The sequence below is a fragment of the Brenneria sp. L4-2C genome, assembly GCF_040240335.1.
GTDB lineage: Bacteria > Pseudomonadota > Gammaproteobacteria > Enterobacterales > Enterobacteriaceae > Brenneria.
Genome location: NZ_JBEIAC010000001.1, coordinates 91388 through 114511, shown reverse-complemented (window position 1 = coordinate 114511; position 23124 = coordinate 91388). Strand labels below are relative to the sequence as shown.

The window sequence follows — 23124 nt, the reverse complement described above, 5'->3', positions numbered from 1 at the left end:
AATGGGACCGTCTAAGTATTGAGATGACAGGCGGAAAAATGCCCCGCCTCCACCTCACGCAACGCAGGCTCCTCCTGAGAGCAGCGCGCCATCGCATGTGGACAGCGGGGGTGAAACTTACAGCCTTTCGGCGGCGACAACGGCGAAGGAATCTCCCCTTTGATGGGAATAAAGGTCTGGCGCCGGGAGTTCAGCGTCAGCATGTTGCTTAATAGCGCCTGAGTATAAGGATGATTGGCGCGGCCAAAGATGGTTTCCGCCGGCGCCAGTTCCACCAGTTTGCCGAGATACATGATGGCGACGCGATCGCTCAGATGGCGCACGACGCCCAGATCGTGACTGACAAACAGATAGGTCAGTTGCAGGCGTTCGCGCAGATCCATAAACAGATTGATCACCTGCGCCTGAATGGATACGTCCAGCGCGGCGACGGCCTCATCGCACACCAGAAACTCCGGCTGCATCGCCAGCGCGCGCGCAATACCGATACGCTGGCGCTGGCCGCCGGAAAACTGATGCGGGAAACGGAAACGATAGGCGGGATCGATGCCGGCCTGATTCATCATCTCGCAGACGTACTCATCCTGCTCGCCCGGCTTAATCAACCGATGGTATAGCGGCCCTTCGGCGATAATGCGGTTGATGCGGTGGCGCGGATTCAGCGAAGCGTAGGGATCCTGAAAAATCATCTGTACCCGGGTGGTCAGCTTCACTTCCCGGCGCCCCTGCGTCACGGCGACCGGTTCGCCGCGATAGGTCACATTGCCCGAGGTCGGGGCATGAATACCCGCCATCACGCGCGCCAGCGTCGACTTGCCGCAGCCGGACTCGCCCACCAGTCCCAGCACTTCGCCTTGCCTGATGCTGAGCGAAACGCCGTTGACCGCATGGACGGTCGGAACCTCGACCTTGCGCCCCAACAGACGGGCGATGCGTTGTTCCATAGACAGCGGCAGCGGAAAACGCTTATCGACGTTATTCATCTCCACCAGATTCATAGCCCGGCCTCCCTTTCGAGGGCATCGCGTTCAGCCGCGCGGCGAGGATGAAAACAGCTCGCGGTCTGGCCATCGGCCCAGCGCTGTTGCGGCGGCGGTCGTCGGCAGATGTCGCTCGCATACGCGCAGCGGGTGCGAAAAGCGCAGCCATCATCCAGCCCCAGCAGCGAAGGCGTCATCCCCGGGATCGGTTTGAGGGGCTTGCCCTGCTCGCCCTGTCCCGGCAGGGATTCAATCAGGCCCAGGGTATAAGGGTGAGCGGGATGATCCAGCACCTGATCGGTGGAGCCGGATTCCACCACCCGACCGGCGTACATCACGCAGATATGGTCGGCCAGTCCGGCCACCACCGAGAGGTCATGGGTGATCCAGAGCAGCGCCACGCCCTCATCCCGCGCCAGCCGTTGCACTTCGGCCAGAATCTGGCCCTGAATCGTCACGTCCAGCGCCGTTGTCGGCTCATCGGCGATAATGACGTCGGGCCGATGCAAAATGGCGGTGGCGATGGCGACACGCTGGCGCATCCCGCCGGACAGTTCATGCGGGTAGGCGCGCAGCCGTTCATCCGGCGCGGGAATGCCGGCTTTGACCAGCGCCGCCCGCGCCCGCTGCATCGCCTGCTTGCGCGGTACGCGCTCATGCACGGTGATGGCTTCAATCATTTGATCCGCCACCCGCATGACCGGGTTCAATGTCATCATCGGATCCTGGAAAATCATCGCCATACGCACGCCGCGCAGCGGACGCAGCGATTTTTCCGATAATCCCACCAATTCCGTGTCGCCAAGGCGAATACTGCCGCCGTGAATTTTCCCCGGCGGATCGATGAGTCCCATAATGGAAAAACCGGTGACGCTTTTGCCGGAGCCCGATTCGCCGACCAGTCCCAGGATCTCGCCGCGGCGCAGCGCGAAATCCACGCCGTTGACCGCTTTGATGGCGCCTTGCTCCGTGCTGAAATACGTTTGCAGGCCACTGACGCGCAGCACTTCTTCACGATGGCGTTCTGTGTTTGCGTTCATTTGTTCAACCTCGGATTCAGAACATCGCGCAACTGGTCGCCGACCAGATTGATCGCCAGCATCAAAATCACCAGCGTGACGCCGGGATAAACGCTCATCCAGTAACGGCCGCTGAGCATATACTCGAAGCCGCGATAAATCAGACCGCCCAGCGAAGGTTCGGTAACCGGCAGTCCGACGCCCAGAAAAGAGAGCGTGGCCTCCAGCACAATCGAGCTGGCGATCTGCACCGACGCCACGACGATCAGCGGCGGCAGCACATTAGGCAGCAGATGGCCGAACATGATGCGTCTGGCGGGCAGCGGCAGCGCGCCGGCGGCTTCGATATATTCCTTCTGACGTTCGGCAAGCGCCGCCCCGTGTACCGTGCGGGCAAAGTAGGCGTACTGCGCCGCGACCAGCGCCGCTATTACCTGAAATTGTCCCTGCCCCAGCATCGCCACCAGCACCAGCGCCAACATCAGCGGCGGGAAAGAGAGTTGCAGATCGACGATGCGCATCAGCAGCGCTTCGGCGCGCCCGCCGACAAACCCCGCCATCAGGCCGATTAACGAACCGATAATCATCGCAGCCAGACCGCTGATCAGTCCGATCGTCATGCTCAGCCGCATGCCGTAGACGATGGCGCTGTAGAGATCGCGTCCGTCGGCATCGGTTCCCAGCACATGCACATAGCCGCCGCTGCCAATCGAACCGGGGCTGAGGCGGGCATCCGCCAGTTCCAGGATCGACTGATCGAACGGGTTTTGCGGCGTGATCCAGGGCGCGAAAAGCGCCATTAGCACCGCGATAACCAATACCAGCAGCGCCAGACAGGCAATCCGGCTGCGCCGGTAATTACGCCAGACTTCCCGCAGATAGCTTTCCCGCCGCAGCGGGGTGCGTTGAGTCACGTCGCTCATTTTCGGCCCCCAAGGCGAATACGCGGATCGAGCAGGGAATACAACATGTCGACCAGTAAATTGATGACGACGAACATCGCGGCCACCAACAGCAGATAGGAGACCACCACCGGCTGGTCCAGCGTGCGAATGGAGTCAATGACCAGTTTGCCCGCTCCCGGCCAGGAGAAAATGGTTTCCGTGACCACGGAAAACGCCACCATGGCGCCGAATTCCAGTCCCAGCACCGTCGTCAGCGGGATCATAATGTTGCGCATAACATGACGCAGCAGGATGCGCATCGGCGGCACGCCCTTGGCGCGGGCAAATTTGACATAGTCGGACAGGATCGCTTCGCGCACGCCGGCGCGGGTCAGCCGCACAATCAGCGCCAGCCGGAACAGCGCCAGATTGACGGCCGGCAGCAGCAGATGCGCCCAGCCGTCCAGCGTCAGCACCGACCACGGAACGCCCAATACCGTCACCGTTTCGCCGCGGCCGCCGGAAGAGAACCAGCCCAGCTCCACCGAAAAAATCAGGATCAGCATCAGCCCCATCCAGAATCCCGGCACGGAAAACGCCAGCACGCTGCCGCCCATAATGCTCTTGCTCAGCCAGGCGTCCGGGCGATAGCCCGCATAGATACCCAGCGGGACGCCGATGATGATGGTCATCGCCATCGCCACCACCGCCAGTTCAAGCGTGGCGGGCAGGTACTCCAGGATCAGCCCCATCGCCGGCACGTTATAAATAAACGACAGGCCGAAATCGCCATGCAGCGCATTTCTCAGGAAGAACAGATATTGTTCCCACATCGGCTTATCCAGCCCGTAGCGCGCAATGGTCGCCTCGCGCAGCGCCTGATCCGCCTGCGGATTGATCAAAATGTCTATCGGGTTGCCGATGGCGTAAACCGCCATAAACACCAATATCGACATCAGCAACAGCACCAGAAGCGACTGCCAGGCTCGTACGGCAAAAAAACTCAACATATCGTATCCTTCACGGCGCGCCTTAGAGGAATCGGTCCGGTCGTCATTTGCCGCCGTCTACCGTTAACGTTTGCCCGGTGGTCCAACCGCTATGCTCCGAAGCCAAAAACAGCACCGCCGGCGCGATATCGCCGGCGACGCCGGTACGTCGCAGAGCGATCCCCTCGACCAGCGCCTTCTGTCCCTCGGCGCCGTAGGCCGCCCACTGAAGTTCGGTGGTGGGATTGGAACGGACAAATCCGGGCGCCACCGCGTTAACCGTAATGCCATAAGGCCCGAGCTCATGCGCCAGTTGTCGCGTCAGCGCGACTTCGGCGGCCTTGCTGGCGGCGTACGCCTGGATGCCGGTCAGGCTGACGCCCAGCCCGGCGATGCTGGAAATGGTGACGATGCGCCCCCACCCTTTGCGCTTCATCGCGGGCGTCACCGCCTGCGAGAACCAGAACATGGCGTCGCTGTTGACGGCGAATATTTGCCGCCAGGCGTCTTCGCTGACGGCCTCAATCGGATGCCCCGTCTGACCGCATACGCCGCCGGCGACATTGATCAGCACATCGACCTCGCCGACGCCGTCGACAAAACGCTGTATTTCCTGACGCTGCGACACATCCACCACCGCCGTTTGGACGTCGGCGTCCGGCGCCTGCGCGCGGCAAAACGCCAGCGTCTGCGCCAGCCCGGCCGCATCAATGTCGCACAGCCATAATGCCGCGCCCGCCTGCGCCAGATTGCCGGCGATCTCGCGGCCAATGCCCTGGGCCGCGCCGGTCACAATGGCCTTGCGCCCATCAAACCTTATCTGCATAACGTCTACTCCTCTGGGCCGCCGCGCGCAGGACTTTCAGATTTCCCCAGGCGCGCGGAAGTCCGTCTTCACAGGCATGAATCAGTTCTATCAGTCGATGGGTTAACGGCGCCGCGATGCCATGACGCTGCGCGGCATCCAGAATCGGCCCCAGTTGGGCATCCACTTCGGTTTTACGCCGACGTACCGCCAAATCCCGCCAGATGCCGCTGTGCGTTTTCGTCGAGCGCCGGTTATGCGCCGCCATCGCGTCCAGACTGGCATAGGCCAGCGACAATGGCGCGTCGGGGAGATACGCCGCGGGTTCGAAGCCGTCAAACGCTTCCATGACCACCTGTTCGGCGCTGGCCACGGCGGCGATTTCTTTGCCGAGCAGGATGAAAACGTCGCGGTAATCCTGATGATCCAGGCATTCCCAGATGGCGCCATCCGTCAGCGCGGTGGCATACAGCATGGCGCCATATACCAGTTTGCCCCACAGGTATCCCCAGATATTGTCCGTCAGGATCGCCCGATCATCGAAGGTCTGTAGCAATGCATGTATCTGTCGGACCCGCGCGCTGGATTGACCGTCCAGCTCGCCCACCACCACCGCCGCGCGGCCGCCGTACAGAATATGACCGGGAGAAAGGTAATCGGCGCCGAAATTCACAAAGCACCCCAGGGTCCGTTCCCGCCTCAGCACGCCGGCGATCACCTGTTCATTCAGCCCGTTCTGGGCCGATACCACCACGCCGTCGTCCGCCAGAAACGGGCGCAGTTGCCGACAGGCTATCGCGGTGTGGTGCGCTTTCACCGCCAGAAACACTAACTCGTAGCACCCTTGCAGATCGTCCGGCGTATAAGCGCGCACGGCCAGATGCTGCTCGCGGATCGGACCTTCGATATAAAGCCCGTCGTGATTCATGGCATCGACATGGGCCTGTTCCCGATCGACAAAAACCACCGGGTAGCCGGCGGCGACAAAGGCGGCGCCCAGACTGGCGCCGATAGCCCCCGCGCCCCAAATCAGAATAGGTCGTTGCCGATTGATCATCACCGTCATGCCCAGCCGTCCTCCAGCAGTTGACGCGTCTCATCGACCGCCACCTGCCATAGTTGCCCCATCGTCTCATCCGGCTTCTGGTAATCGCCGCCGTAATTGCCGTCGCCCAGATAGCCGCGCGTTTGCGCAGGATCCAGCAGACGCAGGCGATCGAGATCGATCATCGCTTTTGCGCCCTCCGGCGATGGCGCGTGCGCCAGGCGGGTAATGGGAAAGTTTTCCATCCACGAGGCGTGCGACGCCACCGGATCGATTTCTTTGACTTTTGCCCATGTTTTCGGCGCATTCCACCAGTTGTGAAAACGCACGCGATGGCCTGCATGTTGCGCCGCCCACTCCTGAGCAACCGCCGCCGCGGGCTGATTGCCGCCGTGACCATTCAGGATCATGATGCGCCGGAAGCCATGCGCGGACAGACTGTCCAGCAGATCGGTGATCAATGCGGCATAGGTGGATACCCGCAGCGAGATGGTGCCGGGATACGCCATAAAGTAAGGCGCCAACCCGAACGGCACCGCCGGATAAACCGGAACGCCCAGCGGCTCGGCGGCGGCGACGCCGACTTCCTCGGCCAGAATGGCGTCCACGCACAGGCTCAGATAGGCATGTTGCTCGGTACTGCCGATCGGCAGCACCACGCGGTCATCATGCCGCAAATAATTTTCAATATATTGCCAGTGACAATCGCGGATCCTCATCTTCCCTTTGCTCCTAACGATAGATAGCGACAAACAGCGGCTGACCGATACGGGCATAGCCGCGATACATGCCGGCGGTATTAAACGGCAGAGCCACGTTGCCCGCGGCGTCGACGGCAATCAGCCCGCCCTGTCCGCCCAATTTGATCTGGTTCTCATGGATCACCCGTCGGCCGGCTTCTTCCAGCGTCAATCCGGCATAGCGCATCAGCGCACAGACGTCGTAAGCCGCCACGCCGCGAATGAATGTTTCCCCGGTGCCGGTGGTGGCGACCGCGGCGGTACGATTGTCCGCATAGCAGCCCGCGCCGATAACCGCGCTGTCGCCCACGCGGCCCGGCGTTTTATTGGTCATCCCCCCGGTGGAATTGGCGGCGGCGAGGTTGCCGCGCAGATCGCGCGCCACGGCGCCGACGGTGCCGAATTTGCTGCGCGTATCGATGGGCTCGCCGGTATTGGTCAACGCCTCTGCGTCATGATCCAGCAGCAGGCGCATGCCGCCCAGTTTCTGCACTTCATGCAGTTGTTGCAGTCGTTCGGGCGTGGCGTAATAGCTTTGCTCCACCATCGCCAGTCCGGCATCGCGGGCGAACGCATCGGCGCCCGCGCCGGTCAGCAGGACGTACTGCCCAGACGCCATCAGCGCCCGCGCCGCTTCAATCGGGTTGCGCACATGGCGCAGCTGCGCCACCGCCCCGGCCTGGAGCGACTCGCCATCCATAATGGAAGCATCAAGCTCATGGTCGGCGGCGCTGGTGTACACCGCGCCTTTGCCGGCGTTGAACAGCGGACAATCTTCCAGTTGCCGAACCGCCTGCGTCACCACATCCAGCGCGCCGGCCCCGTCGGATAATGCCGCCTGCCCGACGCGCAATACCTCGCGCAGGGCGTCCTCATACGCACGCGCCTTCTGCGGCGTGATCTTGGCGCGGTTAACCGTTCCGGCGCCGCCGTGGATAGCCAGGATTGCATTTTTGCTCATTCTGCGTTGTTCCCCTTTCGCCGCGGGCGGCGGCGTTTTTGATTATTCGCGCGATCTAACGATTCAGCGGCTCCCCCTGCCGGTTGATCGAGATAGAAATAAGGCAGCAGTTGTCCGGTCAGCTCGGCCGCGCTGTTTAACCCTTCCGGGGTACGGTGCGCCATCGCGGCGGCCAGCGCCTCAATCAAGGCAATCGGGGCGACCATCGAACTGGAAAGCAGCTGATGTTCCGCCGCGGCCAGCAGCGTGTGGTCGGCCAACCCGACCAGCGGCGAGCTCGGGCGATCGGTCAGCGCCAAAATCGAGGCGTTGCGCGCGCGCGCAAAATGCATAATGCGGATCATGTCGGCGGAATAGCGCGGAAACGAAATCGCCAACAGCAGGTCCGGTTCGCCGATCTTCTGCAAATGGTGCAGCGCCATTTCCGCGCCGCCGTAGCTCGCCAGAGCATGGATATTCTGGCAATAGGCGGAAAAGCGGAAAGCGGCGATATTGGCCAGGTGAATACTGGTTCCCAGGCCAAAGCAGTACACATTGCGAGCGGAGGTGATCATGCGGATAGCCTGCTCGAGGCCGCTGCGGGTGCCGTGATCCCGCGTCTGACCGATGCTGGCCTGCGCGCCGGACAGCGATTCATCCACCACCTCATCCAACGGCGCATCGCGTCCCAGTTCGTTACGTAGCTTTTCCACCGGCGCCATCGACGGTTTGAATACCTGAAAAAGCGCATGGCGAAATTCCGCATAGCCGGAATAGCCCAGCGCGACCGCAAAACGGTTGGCCGTCGCGATGGAAACGCCGGTCGCGGCGGCCAGATTTTCGATATTGCCGGAGGCGACCTGAAACGCATTTTCCAGCACATAGTTGGCCAGTCGGCGCTGCGCCGCCGGCAGGTTGGGCGCAATATAGGCCACCTGTTTGATGACCTCGGCTTCCAGATAATGCGATGTCGTCATCGGTTTCACCTGTTTGAGTCGCTATGTGAAAAATATAATTCACAAATCTTCAATCTATGAAAAATTATTTTCTTATGTTAGACAATAATTGGCTAATGAAATTTATTTTTCAATTAAATTAAATAGTTAATAATGTAAATAACTTTCCGCCTAAAGGAATTAGGAGAAAATAACCGCTCATACCGATTTAAAGCGATGCCGCCGGGCCGTTTTCCCGGTAACGGCGGGAATGACGGATTCAGCCAGACAGACGCCGTCGCCGCTGGCTCAATGACTACAGCGACTCGCGCCGCAGCAGCGGACTGGTTATTTTGGTGATGTCGGTGTGTTCCTGACGATTGATGATGTGCAATGTGGATTGCCGACCGATTTCATAGTGCGGGAGTTGTACGGTGGTCAAGGCAGGCAGGAACAGATCGCCGATGCCGACCAGATTGTCATAGCCGAGAACCGCGACGTCTTGCGGTATGCGAATGCCTTTCGACAGTAACGTCTGGTAAACCAGAAACGCGATGCGGTCGTTGCCGCACACCACGGAATCAAAGCGCGGTTTCCCGTGATCGAGATATTGCTCGATAATCGTCACGGCATCGAGATAATACTCGTCGCCAAGGCGCAGATGATGTTGCCAGAGCAGTTCGGGATCGAGAGAAAACTCGCGGCAGGCGCGCTCAAGCCCCTGCCGGCGCCGGGCGCTGGCCAGTCTCTCCCGCGGCAGATGGATGCACAGCGGTTTACGGTAGCCCGCGCAGAGCAACGCGTACACGCCGTCATACTGCCCCTGTTCATCGTCCGGTATGTAACTGGCCACGCCGCCCTGCTCGCTTTCGCAGTTCGCCAGCACGCAGGGCAAACTCAGCAACTTTTTCGGCACCGGCACCGTGCGTAGCCCCATGGTGGTGTAGATAATGCCGGCGGGGCGATGGGATAGCAGTAAATCGACGATATCGTCCACGCAGTCCGACATGAACATGTTGACGACAAAGCTGTTCCAACCATGAGCGCGGGCCGTTTCTTCAATCGACAGGGTCATTTCGACTGAAAATGGCGTGGTCACGGTATCCAGCGCCAGCACGCCAATGGTCTTGGGCGTCGCCCTGGCGCCGCGGATTTTTTTCGCCGACAGGTCGGGTACATAATTCAGTGCTTCAATGGCCTGCTTAACGCGCTGATAAGTTTCCGGCTTCAGACTTTCCGGACTGTTCAACGCCCGCGATACCGTCATCAGGGAAACATTCGCCAGCTTTGCCACATCTTTTAAAGAAGCCATACCATCCCTTATTCCCGTGCTGAATGCACAAAAGTCATCGCTTATCCGCCCGCGGATAAACCGGCCCGACGTGGTTATCGCCGGAATGCGCTCGATTTCAGATGTTTATTATATTCATGCCGTTAGCGCCCTGATAAAGCGATTTTTACTCATAAACATGACCGCGATCGCATAAAATCAATGTTAACGTTAACTATTGTGATTAACATCAGAATTCTTTCATACGCCATCTTCTGCACCTTCGCCCCTCAATGTTAACGTTAACTCGCACGATTTACTAAAAGCAGAAGCTAATGTGCGACACCCACCAATAATGATGAGACCGATACGTGATGAAAAATACATATCTCTGTATTTCGCTTGCGCTGTTTGCAGGTCAGACCGCGGCGGCGACAACCGACAATGCCGCAGAAGCAGAACAAAAATGGTCGTCCGGCGATATCAGCGCCAGTACATGGGGCGTAACTTCGCTCGGCACGACGGGGCAAGCGACAACCACAAGCGACGCGCCGGAAGATAAGGCGGACATCGCTCGTATATCCCAGGAGCAGCAGTCAGTACACTGGAATACGGTCGACAGTTCGCTGGATGCCGGCGGTTTGCACGGTAATATTGGCAGCAAAATCGAAATCGACGACACGCGCTGGAAAAATAACAGTAAAAACGGCGGCAAATTTAAACTGGCGCTCATTCAGGCCTGGCTGCGTCACGATGAATTACCCGGCTGGTATTTCGGTTACTGGAACGCCCGCGAAGATAACTATAGCGGCCAATTTTCCAATCAGGATTACAGCGGCACCAATACCATCAACGAAATGTATATCGGCAAGATTAATGAGTTTTATCGTGGTAACTGGGGCGTGGAAGTTCTGGGCGGCACCGAGAGCGCGAGCAAACGCTGGAAAGGCCGCCTGAAACTGTGGGGAGAATCGCGCTTCACCGATAAATGGTCGCTGTCCGGTTATATCTTCCGCGAATATCAGCCGCAAAGTAATGACGCCGGCAACGGCGATCTGGAGCACCACATCATGGAAATGGAGCCTGCGCTGCAATATCGCGTGAATCCGGATTTAGGGCTATATATTCGGCCTTATTATTCCTGGGAAAAACAGGTTCGGCAATCATGGGGAAATATTATTGAGGAAGAGTGGAAAGTTACCGCCGGATTATGGCGCAACTGGTATCCCCTGCTGACTTCGCTCTACGTCGGTTTCGGCAACGACAAAATTTATAATAACGCCAATAAATCGGAAGTATTTTATTACGGGAAATACAACTTTATCGGCGCCACCGCCAGTTATCCCATTGTCGATAACCTGCGCCTGTATGGTGAATTTAAAGCGCAGTTTACCAAATCGCATGGTCAATGGACCCATGACGGCCATTCCTGGAATCCCTTTACTATCGTCGGTGTCGAATACAGTTTCTGATGCATTCACTCATATGAAAATAATTTTTCGGTAAGAGAGATCACCATGTTTAAAGCCAATAAAATGACAACGGCTATACTGATGTTTTTAATGACATCGATGAATACCGCCTGTACCTCATCGGCGACGACCGATAGCCAGACGCCGGCGGCGGAAAATAGCCGCGCGGAAGTTCACCAGCAGGTAGACGCCTTTTTTCCCCGGGTACCCGGCTCCTATATCGGCGATCCGATGCCGTATGCCGAGAATAATCAATTCTACATTTTTCATCTTAATGATATTCGCGGCGGCAAAGATCTCGGCGTTCACGCCTTTCATTTACTTGCGACCAGCAATTTATACCGTTATCAGAATCTGGGCGAAGTGATCCCCTATGTTAACGATCTCGACAGCCCGGAACTGCTATTAGGCACCGGTTCGGTGATTAAGGCCGGCGAGACTTATCACGCCTGGTATACCGCCCATAATCAGAATGTTTTTCCGGCCGAATCCATTATGCACGCCACCAGCAGCGATATGCGCAACTGGACCAAACACCCTGAAGATACCTTTCTCCCTGGGGAAAACTACCGGGCGAATGACTTCCGCGATCCGCACGTCGTCTATATTCCCGAAGAGCAGCGTTACTGGATGCTGATTACCACCCGTCAGAACGGCACCGGCGTCATCGCCAAATACACCTCGACCGACCTGACCCACTGGCAAGATGAAGGCGTGCTGTTCCGCAATGATACGACCAGCCATGATTCCAATCTGGAATGCCCGACGCTGGTCTATTTCAACGGGCGCTGGTATCTCAGCTTTAGCGACCAGTGGCCGCATCGCCTGACGCAATACCGCGTGGCGGCGTCGCCGAACGGCCCCTTCGTCAAACCGGAAAATTTCTACTTTGACGGCGCCGGATTGTATGCCGGCAAACTGGTTGAGCAAGGTAAACGTCTGTTTGTTTTTGGCTGGGTGCCGACCAAAGCCGGCGAGGATAATCACGGCAATATCGACTGGGCGGGCAATCTTATCGCCCATGAATTAACCGCGGACGCCGATGGCCGGCTAAGAACCAAACTGCCGCAGGAAATAGCGGATGTCTTCGGGCAAAAAGCCCCGCGGCCCGAACCACTGCGCCCGTTATTAACGGAAAACAGCGCCGCGTCATTTGGGGAAATCAGCAGTCAGGTCTTTGCGCCGTTATCCGGCACGATTGAAATCAGCGGTAATTTACCAATGAACGGCGACGGCGTCATTTTCAGTTTCGGTATGGATGACGATAGTCCGCAGAATGCGCCGCTGAACGTCGTCTTTAATAAAAAGACCAATAAAGTGCTGTTTTATCCGGCGGGAATAAATGATTTACCCAAACGCAAGCCGGAAATGGGTATAGAAACGCCATTATCCGACAATATTCATCTGAAAGTGATTATCGAGGACTCCATTGCCGTGTTCTATATCAACGACAATATCGCCTTCAGCACGCGTATGTACCATATTTCCGGCAAAAAATGGGCGATCAGCGCGCCGCAGGGAAATATCGATAGCCGCGATCTGCGTATTCGGCGTTTTTAATTAACGTGTCGTCTTATTTCTCACTGTATTGCGATAGTTTTGCGCAAGGGAATTATTTATGAAAACGAATATCTCTAAAAAATGGGCCCTGCTCGCCATTACCGTATTACCCATGACCGGTCAGGCGGCGATAGATATCATGCGGAATGATGAAGGCGCGGTGATCGGCGTCAATCCCTGGTCCTATCTGAATGAAGAAATTATGTGGACCACCACCCAATCGTCCTATCCTCACGGCGGCAAGGTACACGGCAATATCAAAAGCAAACTGGAAGTTACCGACACCAACTGGAAAAACAACACCACGCATGACGGCGCGGACAACTTTGTTCTCTCGCAGGCCGTATTACGCCACGATAGCCTTCCTTCCTGGTATCTGGCCTTTTATAACGCCAGGGAAACCGAATATCAGGGCAGTTTTACCAGCCAGAAATATGAAGAGCATACCCAGCGCACCCAGTTGATTTTTGGCTACAACCATCAGATCGGCCGGGGCGACGTGGGGGCGGAACTGCTGGTCGGCAGCGAATCGCTGAATGAACGCTGGCAGGTGCGATACAAGCTGTACGGCACTTATCGCCTGACGGATCGTTTATCGATGTTCAGCTACTTCTATCAGGATCTTCAGCACAAACGCTCCGCCGGCGCCGAAGGGATTAACGATACCGATGTCACCACCAGCGAGATCGAACCCGGTCTGCAATATATCATCACGGATAATACCGGCGTCTGGCTGCGCAGCCGCTACAGCGAAGGCAAGCTGACACGAAAACAGTGGGGAAATATCAACAATCAGGACTGGACGACCAGCGTCGGCGTTTGGCATAACTGGGACAACAGCCTGACCACCACCCTGCACAGCGGGGTCGGCCATTATCGTAAATACAACGCCCGTCCCGAAGATGGCGAAGTGTTCCAGAACACGCGCTATAAATATGTCGCGCTCGGCGCCAACTACCCGATCAGCAAGCGATTTAATATCTCAGGGGAAGTGAAAGCCTCGGATGATAAACAGTCCGGCAGTTGGGTAACCAACGGCAAAGCGATAAATATGTCCTACATGCTCTCCGCAGATTTCAACTTTTAATGCGCCTGCCGTTACGGTGCGTCGCTTAAGCGGCGCACCGCGCTAATAATCCTTCCTCAGCGGCAGGCCGGATAGTCGCCCGATCGCGCCGAAGCCGGCAGTGCCGTACGGACGCTGAATTCTAAATATTCATCTTGGCTGAAATCCTTAACCTATAATAACAAAGTATATTTTCATTACAGTCTCGCTTAGCCGAGACAAAAAAGGTGAAAAGGACTCAGTTTTGCAGTGGATTAAAGTCGTTAACGCAACACAGAATAATCTCCAGGGCGTTTCTGTTACCATACCCGTGGGACAAATTACCGTTTTTACCGGCGTATCAGGATCGGGTAAATCCTCTCTTGCATTCGGCGTACTGGCGGCCGAATCTCAGCGGCAGCTGAATTTTACCTACCCCAGCTATATTCGTAACCGCCTTCCGCATGCGGGAATACCTCAGGTTGATGTGATTACCGGCCTTTCTACCGCCATCATCATCGATCAGAAAGCCATAGGAACCAACAGCCGTTCGACGGTGGGTACCGCAACCGATGCATCTTCGCTGCTGCGCCTTATTTTTTCCCGCGCCGGCGTTCCTTTCGTTGGCTATTCGCCCGTCTTTTCATTTAACGATCCGGCGGGTATGTGCTCCCGTTGCAAAGGGCTGGGCGTTGCCGCCGATCTCAATATCGATGAGCTTATCGACGTTAATAAATCGATCAACGAAGGGGCATTCACTTTCCGCGGTTATGCGCCCGGCACCTGGTATTGGAAATGGTATAAGCGCACCGGGTTATTCGATCCGGATATGAAACTGCGCGACTACCCGGAAGATCTACTGAACATGTTGCTGTATGCGGAGCCGGCGCCGCTTCAATCTCCGCCGCCCGGCTGGTACGCGACGGCAAAGTACGAAGGGATCGTTCATCGTTTCAAACGCATGTTTTTGGGCCATGACAATGAAGCCTTCAAAAAACGTTACGCCGACGATCTGGCGCGGATTATTCAGCAAACCACCTGTCCGGCATGCGGCGGCGCAAGGCTGAATGAGGCCGCGCTGTCATGTCGTATTGACGGAGACAACATTGACGAACTCAGCCGTCTGCCCGTCGACAAGCTATCTGAGAAGGTAAAGGGTTGGGATATGCCGGAGGTCGCGCCGGCGGTTGAAAATCTCTCCCTGCTGCTGGATACCATGTTGAATCTGGGGCTGGGATATTTGCAATTAGCCCGCCCCACGCCCACCCTATCGGGCGGCGAGGCGCAGCGCATCAAGATGGTTCGCCACCTCAATAGCTCGCTGACCCGCTTCACTTATATCATGGACGAACCCTCTACCGGACTTCATCCGCGCGATGTCCGCCATCTGGCCGGCATCCTCCGGCAATTGCGTGACAAAGGCAATACGGTGCTGGTGGTGGAGCACGATCCCGATTTAATCGGCATTGCGGATTTTGTTGTCGATATGGGGCCGGGGCCGGGAGAAAACGGGGGACAAATTTTGTTTGCCGGCCCGATGAAAAAGCTTTTCGCCAGCGGAACGCCGACCAGCAGCTATCTGCGCAGGCCGCGAACCTTTTGCCAACCCCGCTTACCGCAAGAGGGATCGATAACCGTACGCAATGCGCGGCTGCACAATCTAAAAGGGATCTGCGTCGATATTCCTCGCGGTCTACTGACGGTTTTAACCGGCATCGCCGGTTCGGGCAAAAGCTCATTGGTACAGGAAATCCTCAGGCAGGAACCTACGGCGCTGCTGATTGACCAAAAGCCGGTGCGCGGCAGCATTTCCTCCACCGTCGCGACCTACATGGGGTTTATGGACCGTATCCGCGACAGGTTCGCCGAGGAGAATCACGTCAGCCGCGGCTGGTTCACGTCATCGTCGCGGGGCGCATGCCCGGTATGTCGGGGACACGGCGTCATATCGACTGAACTCGCCTTTCTCGACAGCGCAGTGTCTGAATGCGAAGCGTGCGGAGGCTCCGGTTTTAACGATAAGGCGCTTAGTTACCGTTATAGAGAAAAAACCATTGCCGATGTCCTCGCCATGTCGGTCGATAAGGCAAAGGACTTTTTTACTTCGCGTGATTTACCCATCGGATCGGCGCTGATACGCCTGTCTCGCGTCGGATTGGGGCATCTGTCTTTAGGACGCGCCACGACGACATTGTCCGGCGGGGAGAGGCAAAGATTGAAACTGGCGGCGCGGCTTGAAGACAAGCTGGATATTTTGATTTTGGATGAGCCCACTACCGGTCTGCACGGTAATGATATCACCCTGTTTCTGGCATTGATCCGCTCCCTCGTTGAGCAAGACGTGACCGTCATTATGGTTGAGCACGATCTGGACGCCATGCTGGCGGCCGACTGGATTATCGACCTTGGCCCTGAAGCCGGCAACGCCGGGGGGGAAGTGATATTTGCCGGATCGGCGCGCCAAATTCTGACCGCCAGCGGGTCGATTACCGGTCGCGAACTGCGTCGTTATATTCAGGAAAGGCCTTCTTGATAGCGCTGGGTTATTAGATATGCATCAGCGACGGCGGAATAAAGTCCCCTCTCCCTTGTCGTCGGCATCATGTGTTACAACGTAACCAGTAGCGAAGGTAAAATCAGGGGATCGCGTTTAATCCCTACCGTCGTTTACTACGCCGGCGGACTTTATGGCCTGACGCAACGCTCGCGGCGTAATCTGAAAGCGTTTCTGGAAACGGGCGGTAAAACGGGATGGACATTGATAGCCGTTTTCTATGGCGATCTGACCCACTGGTTTTTGGGTTGTCTGTAGCGCCGTTAATGCATTGCCTAAGCGCACATCATCAAGGATCTCCTGGAAACTCCCCCCCTCCGCCGCCAGGCGGCGGTGAAACGTGGAGGTCGCCATATGCAGGTGAGTAGCGACCAGACTGGCGGTCCAGGGCGTCGAGGGATCCAGCATCAGGAGGCGCTGGCATCGATTGACTAACGAATCATCCCGCTGAGTCAGCAATATCTCAGCCGCGCCGCGGTTCTGAAGCATCAGCAGCATGCCCAACGTCGCATGCTCTAACAGCGGTCGGGAAAATTTCTTTTCAAATGCATCCGTAAGCTGTTGCCAGCAGTAAAGCAACTCATGATCCAGCGCGAGACAGAACGTGGGTTTCTTGTCGCGGGCTAACGGCGCGGGATGATGTTGTCTGAAGCGATGAATCAGTGACGGCGGAATATAAAGTATCTGCGAGAGATAACGGCCGTTATCAGGATAATTGGCGAGATGCAAATCGTAACCCGCCGGGAAAAGGATCAGTTGGGTGCGATCGGCGGTTTCGCCATGCTCGCCCCACTGAACCCTCTTTTTCCCACTGTTAACGCGACACAACGCCGGCATCAGCAATTTTACCCGATGAAGATCATGCGCCTGACGTGAACAAATCGTCTGGAGACTCAACCGGGAAACATCATCATCTTCTGCCTGCATCGTGTTTTATATTCTTAATTAGTGACCATAAACCGGGACCAGTTCAGCCGTCGCCAGTTGGTTGGCGTTAAGCATGAAACCAACCAGCGCGCCGCTTGCGTTGCCATCAATCGGCAGGTTATCCGCTTTTAACGCCCAGATTTTAAAATGGTAACGATGAGGCTTATCGCCTTTGGGAGGACATGCCCCGCCGAAACCGACATCGCCATAATCATTTCTGCCCTGAACCGCGCCGGCGGGCAGTTTGGAACCATCTTTATTTCCAGCGTCGGACGTCAACGACGTTACTGTGGCAGGAATGTTCACCATCGTCCAGTGCCACCAGCCGCTTCCCGTCGGAGCGTCAGGATCATAGGCCGTGACGGCAAAACTTTTCGTTCCCTGCGGCGCATCAGACCAGCTCAGCGCGGGCGACCGGTTCCCGCCTTCACAGCCGAACCCCTGGAAAACCTGAGCTTCGGATAACGACTTGCCCGTTTTGATTTCATCGCTCGTTAGCTGAAATGCGGCGGCGTGCGTTGAAAAAGAGAATGAGGCGAGCAGAGCGAGTACGATATGTTTTTTCATAAATTATCCTGGGTAACCAATTGATGTTCAATGAGGTTACCCAGAATGCCAATCTATTATCGTGCAGTTACGCCCGCGTATGATGCAAATCCTACCGATATTGCGCTTATCTGCGCAATTTACGACAGGGCGAGTTCCGCTTCGGCCTGGTAGCGAACCAACGTATCCCGGTACGGCAACGCCGTCATCGCGCCTTTCGAGGTGGTCGCCAACGCGCCGCAGGACTGCGCCTGCGCAATGATCGCCGGTAGCGCGACGCAATCCCGCCATTGCGCGCCCTCTTCGCTTAATCCCGCCAGCAGGCCGGCGACAAACGCATCGCCGGCGCCGGTGGTATCCACGGCCCGTACGGCTTGCGCCGGATAGAACGTCATCTTGCCCGGCCGGCCCGCCCAGGCGCCGGCCTTGCCCTGGGTCACCACCAGCAGCGCCGGGCTGATTTCGTCGCCGAGCGCCGTCATCGCCTGCTCAACATCCGTCATCCCGCTGATCAACATCAATTCATCATCAGACAGTTTCACCACATCGGCCATCGCCAGCGCCTGTTTGACGCAGGATAGCATCTGGTCGCGATCCGGCCACAGATCGTCGCGCAGATTGGCGTCGAAACTCAGCCAGCCGCCGGCCTGTCTGACCGCAGCCATCGCCTGTAACGTGGTGGAACGGGACGGTTCGGCCGCCAGCGCGATAGAACAGCAGTGCAGCCACTCCCCGGCGCTAAAAGGCGGCAGGTCGCCCGGTTCAAGAAACAGGTCGGCGCCCGGACGCACCATGAAGGTAAACTGCCGTTCCCCTTCTTCATTCAGGGTAACCAATACAATGGAGGTTCGATGCTGCGCATCATAATGCAGGTAGGCGGTGTCGACATTTTCCTGTTGCAATACCTGCTGCAACCGGTGACCGAAAGGCTCATCGCCCACGCGGCCGATAAACGCGCTGTTGCCGTTCAGCCGGGCGATGCCGACGGCCACATTAGCCGGCGCGCCGCCGGGACAAGGTAATAAACGCTGCATATCGTCGGCGAACAGATCAATTACCGCATCGCCCAACACCCAGACTTTACTCGTCATGTTCACCTCGATAATACATTGATTATTAATTAAAATAGATGACTTCACCGTCCCGCTGATTTAGCAGGAGATCGGGTGTTCTTCATTTCAGACCGAAGCGGAAATCGCTCTTGAATGGGAATGTAACGGGTCGCTGGCAAAAATAAAATGTTAACGTTAACTTTCATGATTAACATCACATTCCAGCAATGAACCGCTTTAATTTTTTTATAGTTAACGTTAACAATTCAGCCATCAAAATATCAGGAGTCAGACTGATGAACGCTGAAACCAGAAAAACCTATATTTTATTAAGCAGCCTATTTTTCTTTTTTTTCTTTACCTGGTCCTCGACCTGCTCGCTGTTATCCATCTGGCTTAACCAGTATGTGAATTTGAATTCGACCGATACCGGCATTATTTTCTCGGCGATTTTGCTGGTGTCGTTCTGTTCACAACCGCTGTACGGCTACATCCAGGATAAACTCGGGCTGGGCAAACATCAGCTGTGGTTTATTTCTATTCTGCTGGTGTGCAGCGGGCCGTTCTTTATGCTGTTCGCCGATCTGCTGCGTTTTAATATTTATCTCGGCAGTCTTGCCGGCGGGTTATACATCGGCGCGACGTTTAACGGCGGTATCGGCCTGCTGGAAGCCTACATCGAACGTTTTTGTCGTACGCGAGGGATCGAATATGGCCGTTCCAGAATGTGGGGCTCGCTGGGCTGGGCCGTCGCCACTTTCTTTGCCGGCATCAACTTCAACATTAACCCGTTGTACAACTTCGCCCTGGCCTCCATTTCCGGCATCTTGTTCCTGCTGTGTCTGAGTCAGGTGCGCATCGCCAAAGAAAATGCGATGAGCCAGCTTCAGTTCGGCGATCCGGCCAAAATCACTCTGGCCGACGCCGTCGGGCTGCTGCGATTGTCGCGCTTCTGGGCGCTGGTCGTCTTTGTTATCGGCACCTGTATTTACGGCGTTTACGATCAGCAGTTCCCGGTCTATTTCGCTTCACAGTTTCCCGATCTGCATGCCGGCAACAGTATGTTTGGCTACCTGAACTCGCTCCAGGTATTCCTCGAAGCCGGCGGGATGTTCCTGGCGCCGTGGCTGGTTAACCGCATCGGCGCCAAAAACGGCTTGATATTGGCCAGCGCCATCATGGCGCTGCGCGTTATCGGTTCCGGCCTGGTCAGCGGCGTGTTTTTAATTTCCGTCATGAAGCTGCTGCATGCGGTAGAATTACCCATCCTTTTGATTTCTTTGTTTAAATATAACAGTCTGAACTTTGATAAACGGTTATCGACAACGATTTACCTGGTAGGCTTCACCTGTATCAGTTCTGTGGTCAGCAGCCTGTTGTCCCCGCTGGTGGGTTACAGCTATGAGCTATTCGGTTTCGCCCGGACCTATCTGTTTATGGGTAGTATGGTGCTGATCACCACGCTGATTTCCTGGTTCCTGCTGGAACCTAATCAAACTGTCCGGCCTTCCCCGACCTTAACCCCGCGCACAATAAAGTGAGTCGCTATGATTGAGTTATTAGAAAAAGCCAATAGTTACATTGCCGCGACGCGGCCCTTGATGAACATGGAATGGTATCCAACCTGGCATTTGGCGCCCACGGTCGGTTGGATGAATGACCCGAATGGTCTGGTTTGGTACGACGGCATGTACCATGCGTTTTACCAGCACTATCCCTACGAAGCCGTCTGGGGGCCAATGCACTGGGGTCATGCCCGTAGCCGCGACCTGATCCATTGGGAGCATCTGCCGGTGGCGCTGGCGCCGGCGGGCGAAGATGATAAGGACGGCTGTTTTTCCGGCTCGGCGGTCGATAACAACGGAGAACTGTCGCTGATCTATACCGGACACGTTCACGAAGGCGATCGCGCCAGCGATGAAGGACTGCGTCAGGTGCAGTGCCTGGCGACCAGCCGTGACGGCATACATTTCACGCCGCAGGGTAAGATCATCGACGCGCCGGCGGGCATCCAGCATTTCCGCGATCCGAAAGTCTGGAAAATGGGCGACTACTGGTACGTCGTGCTCGGCCTGAAGGTGGAAAACCGCGGCGAAGTCCGTCTGTGGCGCTCGACCGATCTGCGCAACTGGGAACCGCAAGGTCTGCTGGCTCGCTCGGCGCCGGGCGAAAGTTATATGTGGGAATGTCCTGACTTTTTCCCTTTGGGCGATAAGTGGGTATTACTGTTCTCCCCGCAGGGAATGAAAGCCGAGGGCTATCACAACCGTAATCTATTCCAGAGCGGTTATATGGTCGGCACATGGCAGCCCGGCAGCGAGTTCGTGATTGAAACCCCGTTTACCGAGATCGATGCCGGTCATGATTTCTATGCGCCGCAAACGCTGCTGGCGCCGGACGGCCGCCGTATTATGCTGGGCTGGCTGGCGATGTGGGAATCCCTGATGCCGGAGAAAGCGCATCTCTGGGCCGGCATGTTGTCAATGCCGCGCGAGCTGACGCTGACGTCAAACAACACGTTGCGGGTGGCGCCGGCGGCGGAAATCGACGCCTGCTGCCATCAGGAACACCGGCAGCAGAATGTTGAACTGAAAAACGGCAGTTTGCCGTTGGCACAGGACTGCGCCGCGCAGTTCGTAACGCTGGACATCGACCTGGCGTCCAGCGATGCCGAGAAGTATGGTTTGTCGCTGGGCAGCGAACCCAATAATGAGCAGGGACTGTTTATTTATGTCGATGATCAGTCACGCCGTCTGGTGCTGGAACGCCGTTATCCGGCGCATGGCATTAGCGGCTACCGCAGCGTACCCCTGCCCGTTTCTTCTAACCTGCGCCTGCGCATCTTCTTCGATCGCTCGTCGGTTGAAGTGTTCGTCGAGGATGGCGAACGCTGTCTGAGCAGCCGTATCTATCCGCAGGCGCAGGAGCGTCATCTGAGTCTGTTCGCCCAGAACGGCGGCGCTCGCTTCAATAGCGTCGAAAACGGGAAAATCAGCTGATCCTTTTGCCGCCCGACGACCGGGCGGCATGCCTTTTAATTGCGACGACAGGCATAAAAAAAAGCCAGCACGCAGGCTGGCTAAAATAATACTGGAAGCAATGTGAGCAATGTCGTGCTCTTCGCGAGTGCCTGGGAAGAGGCAACTACTGAAGTGCGGGATGATGATAATAGTTATCAGTATCAGTTGTAAAGTGTTTTGTTGAGAATTTTTCTCATTACCATACTGATGGTAAGGTTCCTTGCCGACTGCCCCGCTCTGTTTTATTACCCTTTCACCGTTTTTTTTAGCGTCCACGGCGCATACTTTTGCACAAAATCCTCCCAGCGATCGGCCAATAAACTTAAATGGCGCAACTCGGTATCCAGCATGGCTAAACTGCGGCGGTGACTTCTGAGCATCATTTCAAACTGATCGAGCATATCCACGACGCTGGATGCGTTGTCGGCAATGGCCAGCGCCTGACGCATTTCAAGCTGCGAGTGGTAGGTTCCCTGTTTTAAAGCCTCAATATCTTTGCGTACCGCTTCAGCGTATTCTTCGTCGCCCTTGCCGGATGCCAGTAAAAACTCCGCGTTGGCCGCGCCCAACCGCACACAATCCCGGCGCGCGACAAGCTCTCTGATATAGTTTTCAATGACTTTTGACGCGGCGGGCTGATAGGGTTCGCTGATGAACGTCGCTTTAATAAAACAGAGCATCTCCTTTTTCATAGCGATCTCAAAGGATTCCACCATTGCCGTCTTTTCGCTATCCAAAGGGCTTGAGAAGGCATCATGCAGAGCGCCGGCGAGAATATTGCCCGATGCATGCGCGCCTTCCAGCGCGATAATAAAAAAGGACGAGGCCAAATCAGAGACTTGATCCGACGGATCGCACAGAGAGCTATTTTTTAACTGCTTTATCCGCTCGCTTTGCGCAACAATATCCTGTGCGGATAACACTTGCGGGGCGGCCCGCTGTTCCGGGCAATCCTTACGCTCACCCGCAACGTCAATGGCTTCGAATGCCGCCATTTCGACCTCAACAGGCAAGTCAGGGGCATCATCGGTAACGTTTTCCGCCTTATGTGAAAACTCGACGTCAAGAGTGCGTTGAGACCTGATACCGTCCATCCAGAATTGCTCCCTTTTTCGAACAAAGTTCTTACCTATAACGGCATTTATTTGTCAGGGTTTAGTAAATTATTGGCACTCGTCATCACTAAGCCCACCGAACATGATCTATGACAAGAATTTGCGCCGTTGATTGAAATTAAAACGGTGTCTTTATTTAATAAAGATAAGGTTTTAAAAATGCGCCGCGTTTCAGGAAGCGATAGCCATCATCGCGCTATCCGATGAGCGGATCTCTGCTGTGAGC

The 23124-nt window shown here is 56.2% G+C and carries 20 protein-coding genes; 6 read left to right on the top strand and 14 right to left on the bottom strand.

The genetic code is table 11. The features are described 5' to 3' along the window. Positions 1-11 precede the first annotated feature (11 nt). From ABRZ26_RS00540 to ABRZ26_RS00495, 10 genes are all read right to left on the bottom strand, one after another. Entirely contained in the window at positions 12-998 is a 987-nt protein-coding gene (locus tag ABRZ26_RS00540; protein ID WP_319602313.1) for an ABC transporter ATP-binding protein, read from the bottom strand. Then, entirely contained in the window at positions 995-2020 is a 1026-nt protein-coding gene (locus ABRZ26_RS00535; protein ID WP_319602312.1) for an ABC transporter ATP-binding protein, read from the bottom strand. Before ABRZ26_RS00535 ends, ABRZ26_RS00540 begins: the two co-directional genes overlap by 4 nt. Further along, a complete protein-coding gene (locus ABRZ26_RS00530) occupies positions 2017-2922 on the bottom strand; it encodes an ABC transporter permease (protein ID WP_319602311.1) in 906 nt (301 codons plus the stop codon). Before ABRZ26_RS00530 ends, ABRZ26_RS00535 begins: the two co-directional genes overlap by 4 nt. Then, a complete protein-coding gene (locus ABRZ26_RS00525) occupies positions 2919-3893 on the bottom strand; it encodes an ABC transporter permease (RefSeq protein ID WP_319602310.1) in 975 nt (324 codons plus the stop codon). Before ABRZ26_RS00525 ends, ABRZ26_RS00530 begins: the two co-directional genes overlap by 4 nt. 43 nt (positions 3894-3936) lie before the next feature. Further along, complete coding sequence (locus ABRZ26_RS00520) at positions 3937-4698, bottom strand: SDR family NAD(P)-dependent oxidoreductase (protein ID WP_319602309.1); 762 nt, start codon at positions 4696-4698, stop codon at positions 3937-3939. Next, positions 4682-5743, bottom strand: coding sequence for a ketopantoate reductase family protein (locus tag ABRZ26_RS00515; protein ID WP_319602308.1), 1062 nt, complete (start codon positions 5741-5743; stop codon positions 4682-4684). The genes ABRZ26_RS00520 and ABRZ26_RS00515 overlap by 17 nt, the downstream gene beginning before the upstream one ends. Further along, entirely contained in the window at positions 5740-6441 is a 702-nt protein-coding gene (locus ABRZ26_RS00510; protein WP_319602307.1) for a creatininase family protein, read from the bottom strand. Before ABRZ26_RS00510 ends, ABRZ26_RS00515 begins: the two co-directional genes overlap by 4 nt. Before the next feature lie 13 nt (positions 6442-6454). After that, a complete protein-coding gene (locus ABRZ26_RS00505) occupies positions 6455-7423 on the bottom strand; it encodes an isoaspartyl peptidase/L-asparaginase family protein (RefSeq protein ID WP_319602306.1) in 969 nt (322 codons plus the stop codon). After that, entirely contained in the window at positions 7420-8379 is a 960-nt protein-coding gene (locus tag ABRZ26_RS00500; protein ID WP_319602305.1) for a MurR/RpiR family transcriptional regulator, read from the bottom strand. The genes ABRZ26_RS00505 and ABRZ26_RS00500 overlap by 4 nt, the downstream gene beginning before the upstream one ends. A 274-nt stretch (positions 8380-8653) precedes the next feature. Then, entirely contained in the window at positions 8654-9649 is a 996-nt protein-coding gene (locus ABRZ26_RS00495) for a LacI family DNA-binding transcriptional regulator (protein WP_136166245.1), read from the bottom strand. Positions 9650-9981: 332 nt separating this feature from the next. Here ABRZ26_RS00495 and ABRZ26_RS00490 point away from each other — a divergent pair, with 332 nt between their 5' ends. The 4 genes from ABRZ26_RS00490 (at position 9982) to ABRZ26_RS00475 (ending at position 16217) form a co-directional block, all read left to right on the top strand. Continuing rightward, a complete protein-coding gene (locus ABRZ26_RS00490) occupies positions 9982-11079 on the top strand; it encodes an OmpG porin family protein (RefSeq protein ID WP_319602914.1) in 1098 nt (365 codons plus the stop codon). Between the two features lie 81 nt (positions 11080-11160). Next, on the top strand, positions 11161-12639 hold the full coding sequence (locus ABRZ26_RS00485; RefSeq protein WP_319602304.1) for a family 43 glycosylhydrolase: 1479 nt from the start codon (positions 11161-11163) through the stop codon (positions 12637-12639). Between the two features lie 58 nt (positions 12640-12697). Continuing rightward, positions 12698-13726, top strand: coding sequence for an OmpG porin family protein (locus ABRZ26_RS00480; protein ID WP_319602303.1), 1029 nt, complete (start codon positions 12698-12700; stop codon positions 13724-13726). A gap of 223 nt (positions 13727-13949) precedes the next feature. Then, complete coding sequence (locus ABRZ26_RS00475; RefSeq protein WP_319602302.1) at positions 13950-16217, top strand: ATP-binding cassette domain-containing protein; 2268 nt, start codon at positions 13950-13952, stop codon at positions 16215-16217. 117 nt (positions 16218-16334) lie between these two features. Here ABRZ26_RS00475 and ABRZ26_RS00470 read toward each other — a convergent pair whose 3' ends face one another. The 3 genes from ABRZ26_RS00470 to cscK all read right to left on the bottom strand — a co-directional run bounded on the left by ABRZ26_RS00470 (position 16335) and on the right by cscK (position 18802). Further along, positions 16335-17165, bottom strand: coding sequence for a helix-turn-helix transcriptional regulator (locus ABRZ26_RS00470; protein ID WP_319602301.1), 831 nt, complete (start codon positions 17163-17165; stop codon positions 16335-16337). Between the two features lie 18 nt (positions 17166-17183). Next, entirely contained in the window at positions 17184-17732 is a 549-nt protein-coding gene (locus ABRZ26_RS00465) for a kinase inhibitor (RefSeq protein ID WP_319602300.1), read from the bottom strand. 119 nt (positions 17733-17851) lie between these two features. Continuing rightward, positions 17852-18802 (bottom strand): fructokinase, encoded by a 951-nt coding sequence (gene cscK, locus ABRZ26_RS00460; RefSeq protein ID WP_319602299.1) that lies wholly within the window; start codon positions 18800-18802, stop codon positions 17852-17854. A gap of 257 nt (positions 18803-19059) precedes the next feature. Between cscK and ABRZ26_RS00455 the strand changes: the two genes are divergently transcribed. Beyond that, positions 19060-20304, top strand: coding sequence for an MFS transporter (locus ABRZ26_RS00455; protein ID WP_319602298.1), 1245 nt, complete (start codon positions 19060-19062; stop codon positions 20302-20304). 6 nt (positions 20305-20310) lie between these two features. Beyond that, positions 20311-21762, top strand: coding sequence for a glycoside hydrolase family 32 protein (locus ABRZ26_RS00450; RefSeq protein WP_319602297.1), 1452 nt, complete (start codon positions 20311-20313; stop codon positions 21760-21762). A gap of 266 nt (positions 21763-22028) precedes the next feature. Here the strand turns inward: ABRZ26_RS00450 and ABRZ26_RS00445 are convergent, their stop codons facing one another. After that, complete coding sequence (locus ABRZ26_RS00445) at positions 22029-22877, bottom strand: hypothetical protein (RefSeq protein ID WP_319602296.1); 849 nt, start codon at positions 22875-22877, stop codon at positions 22029-22031. Positions 22878-23124: the final 247 nt, after the last annotated feature.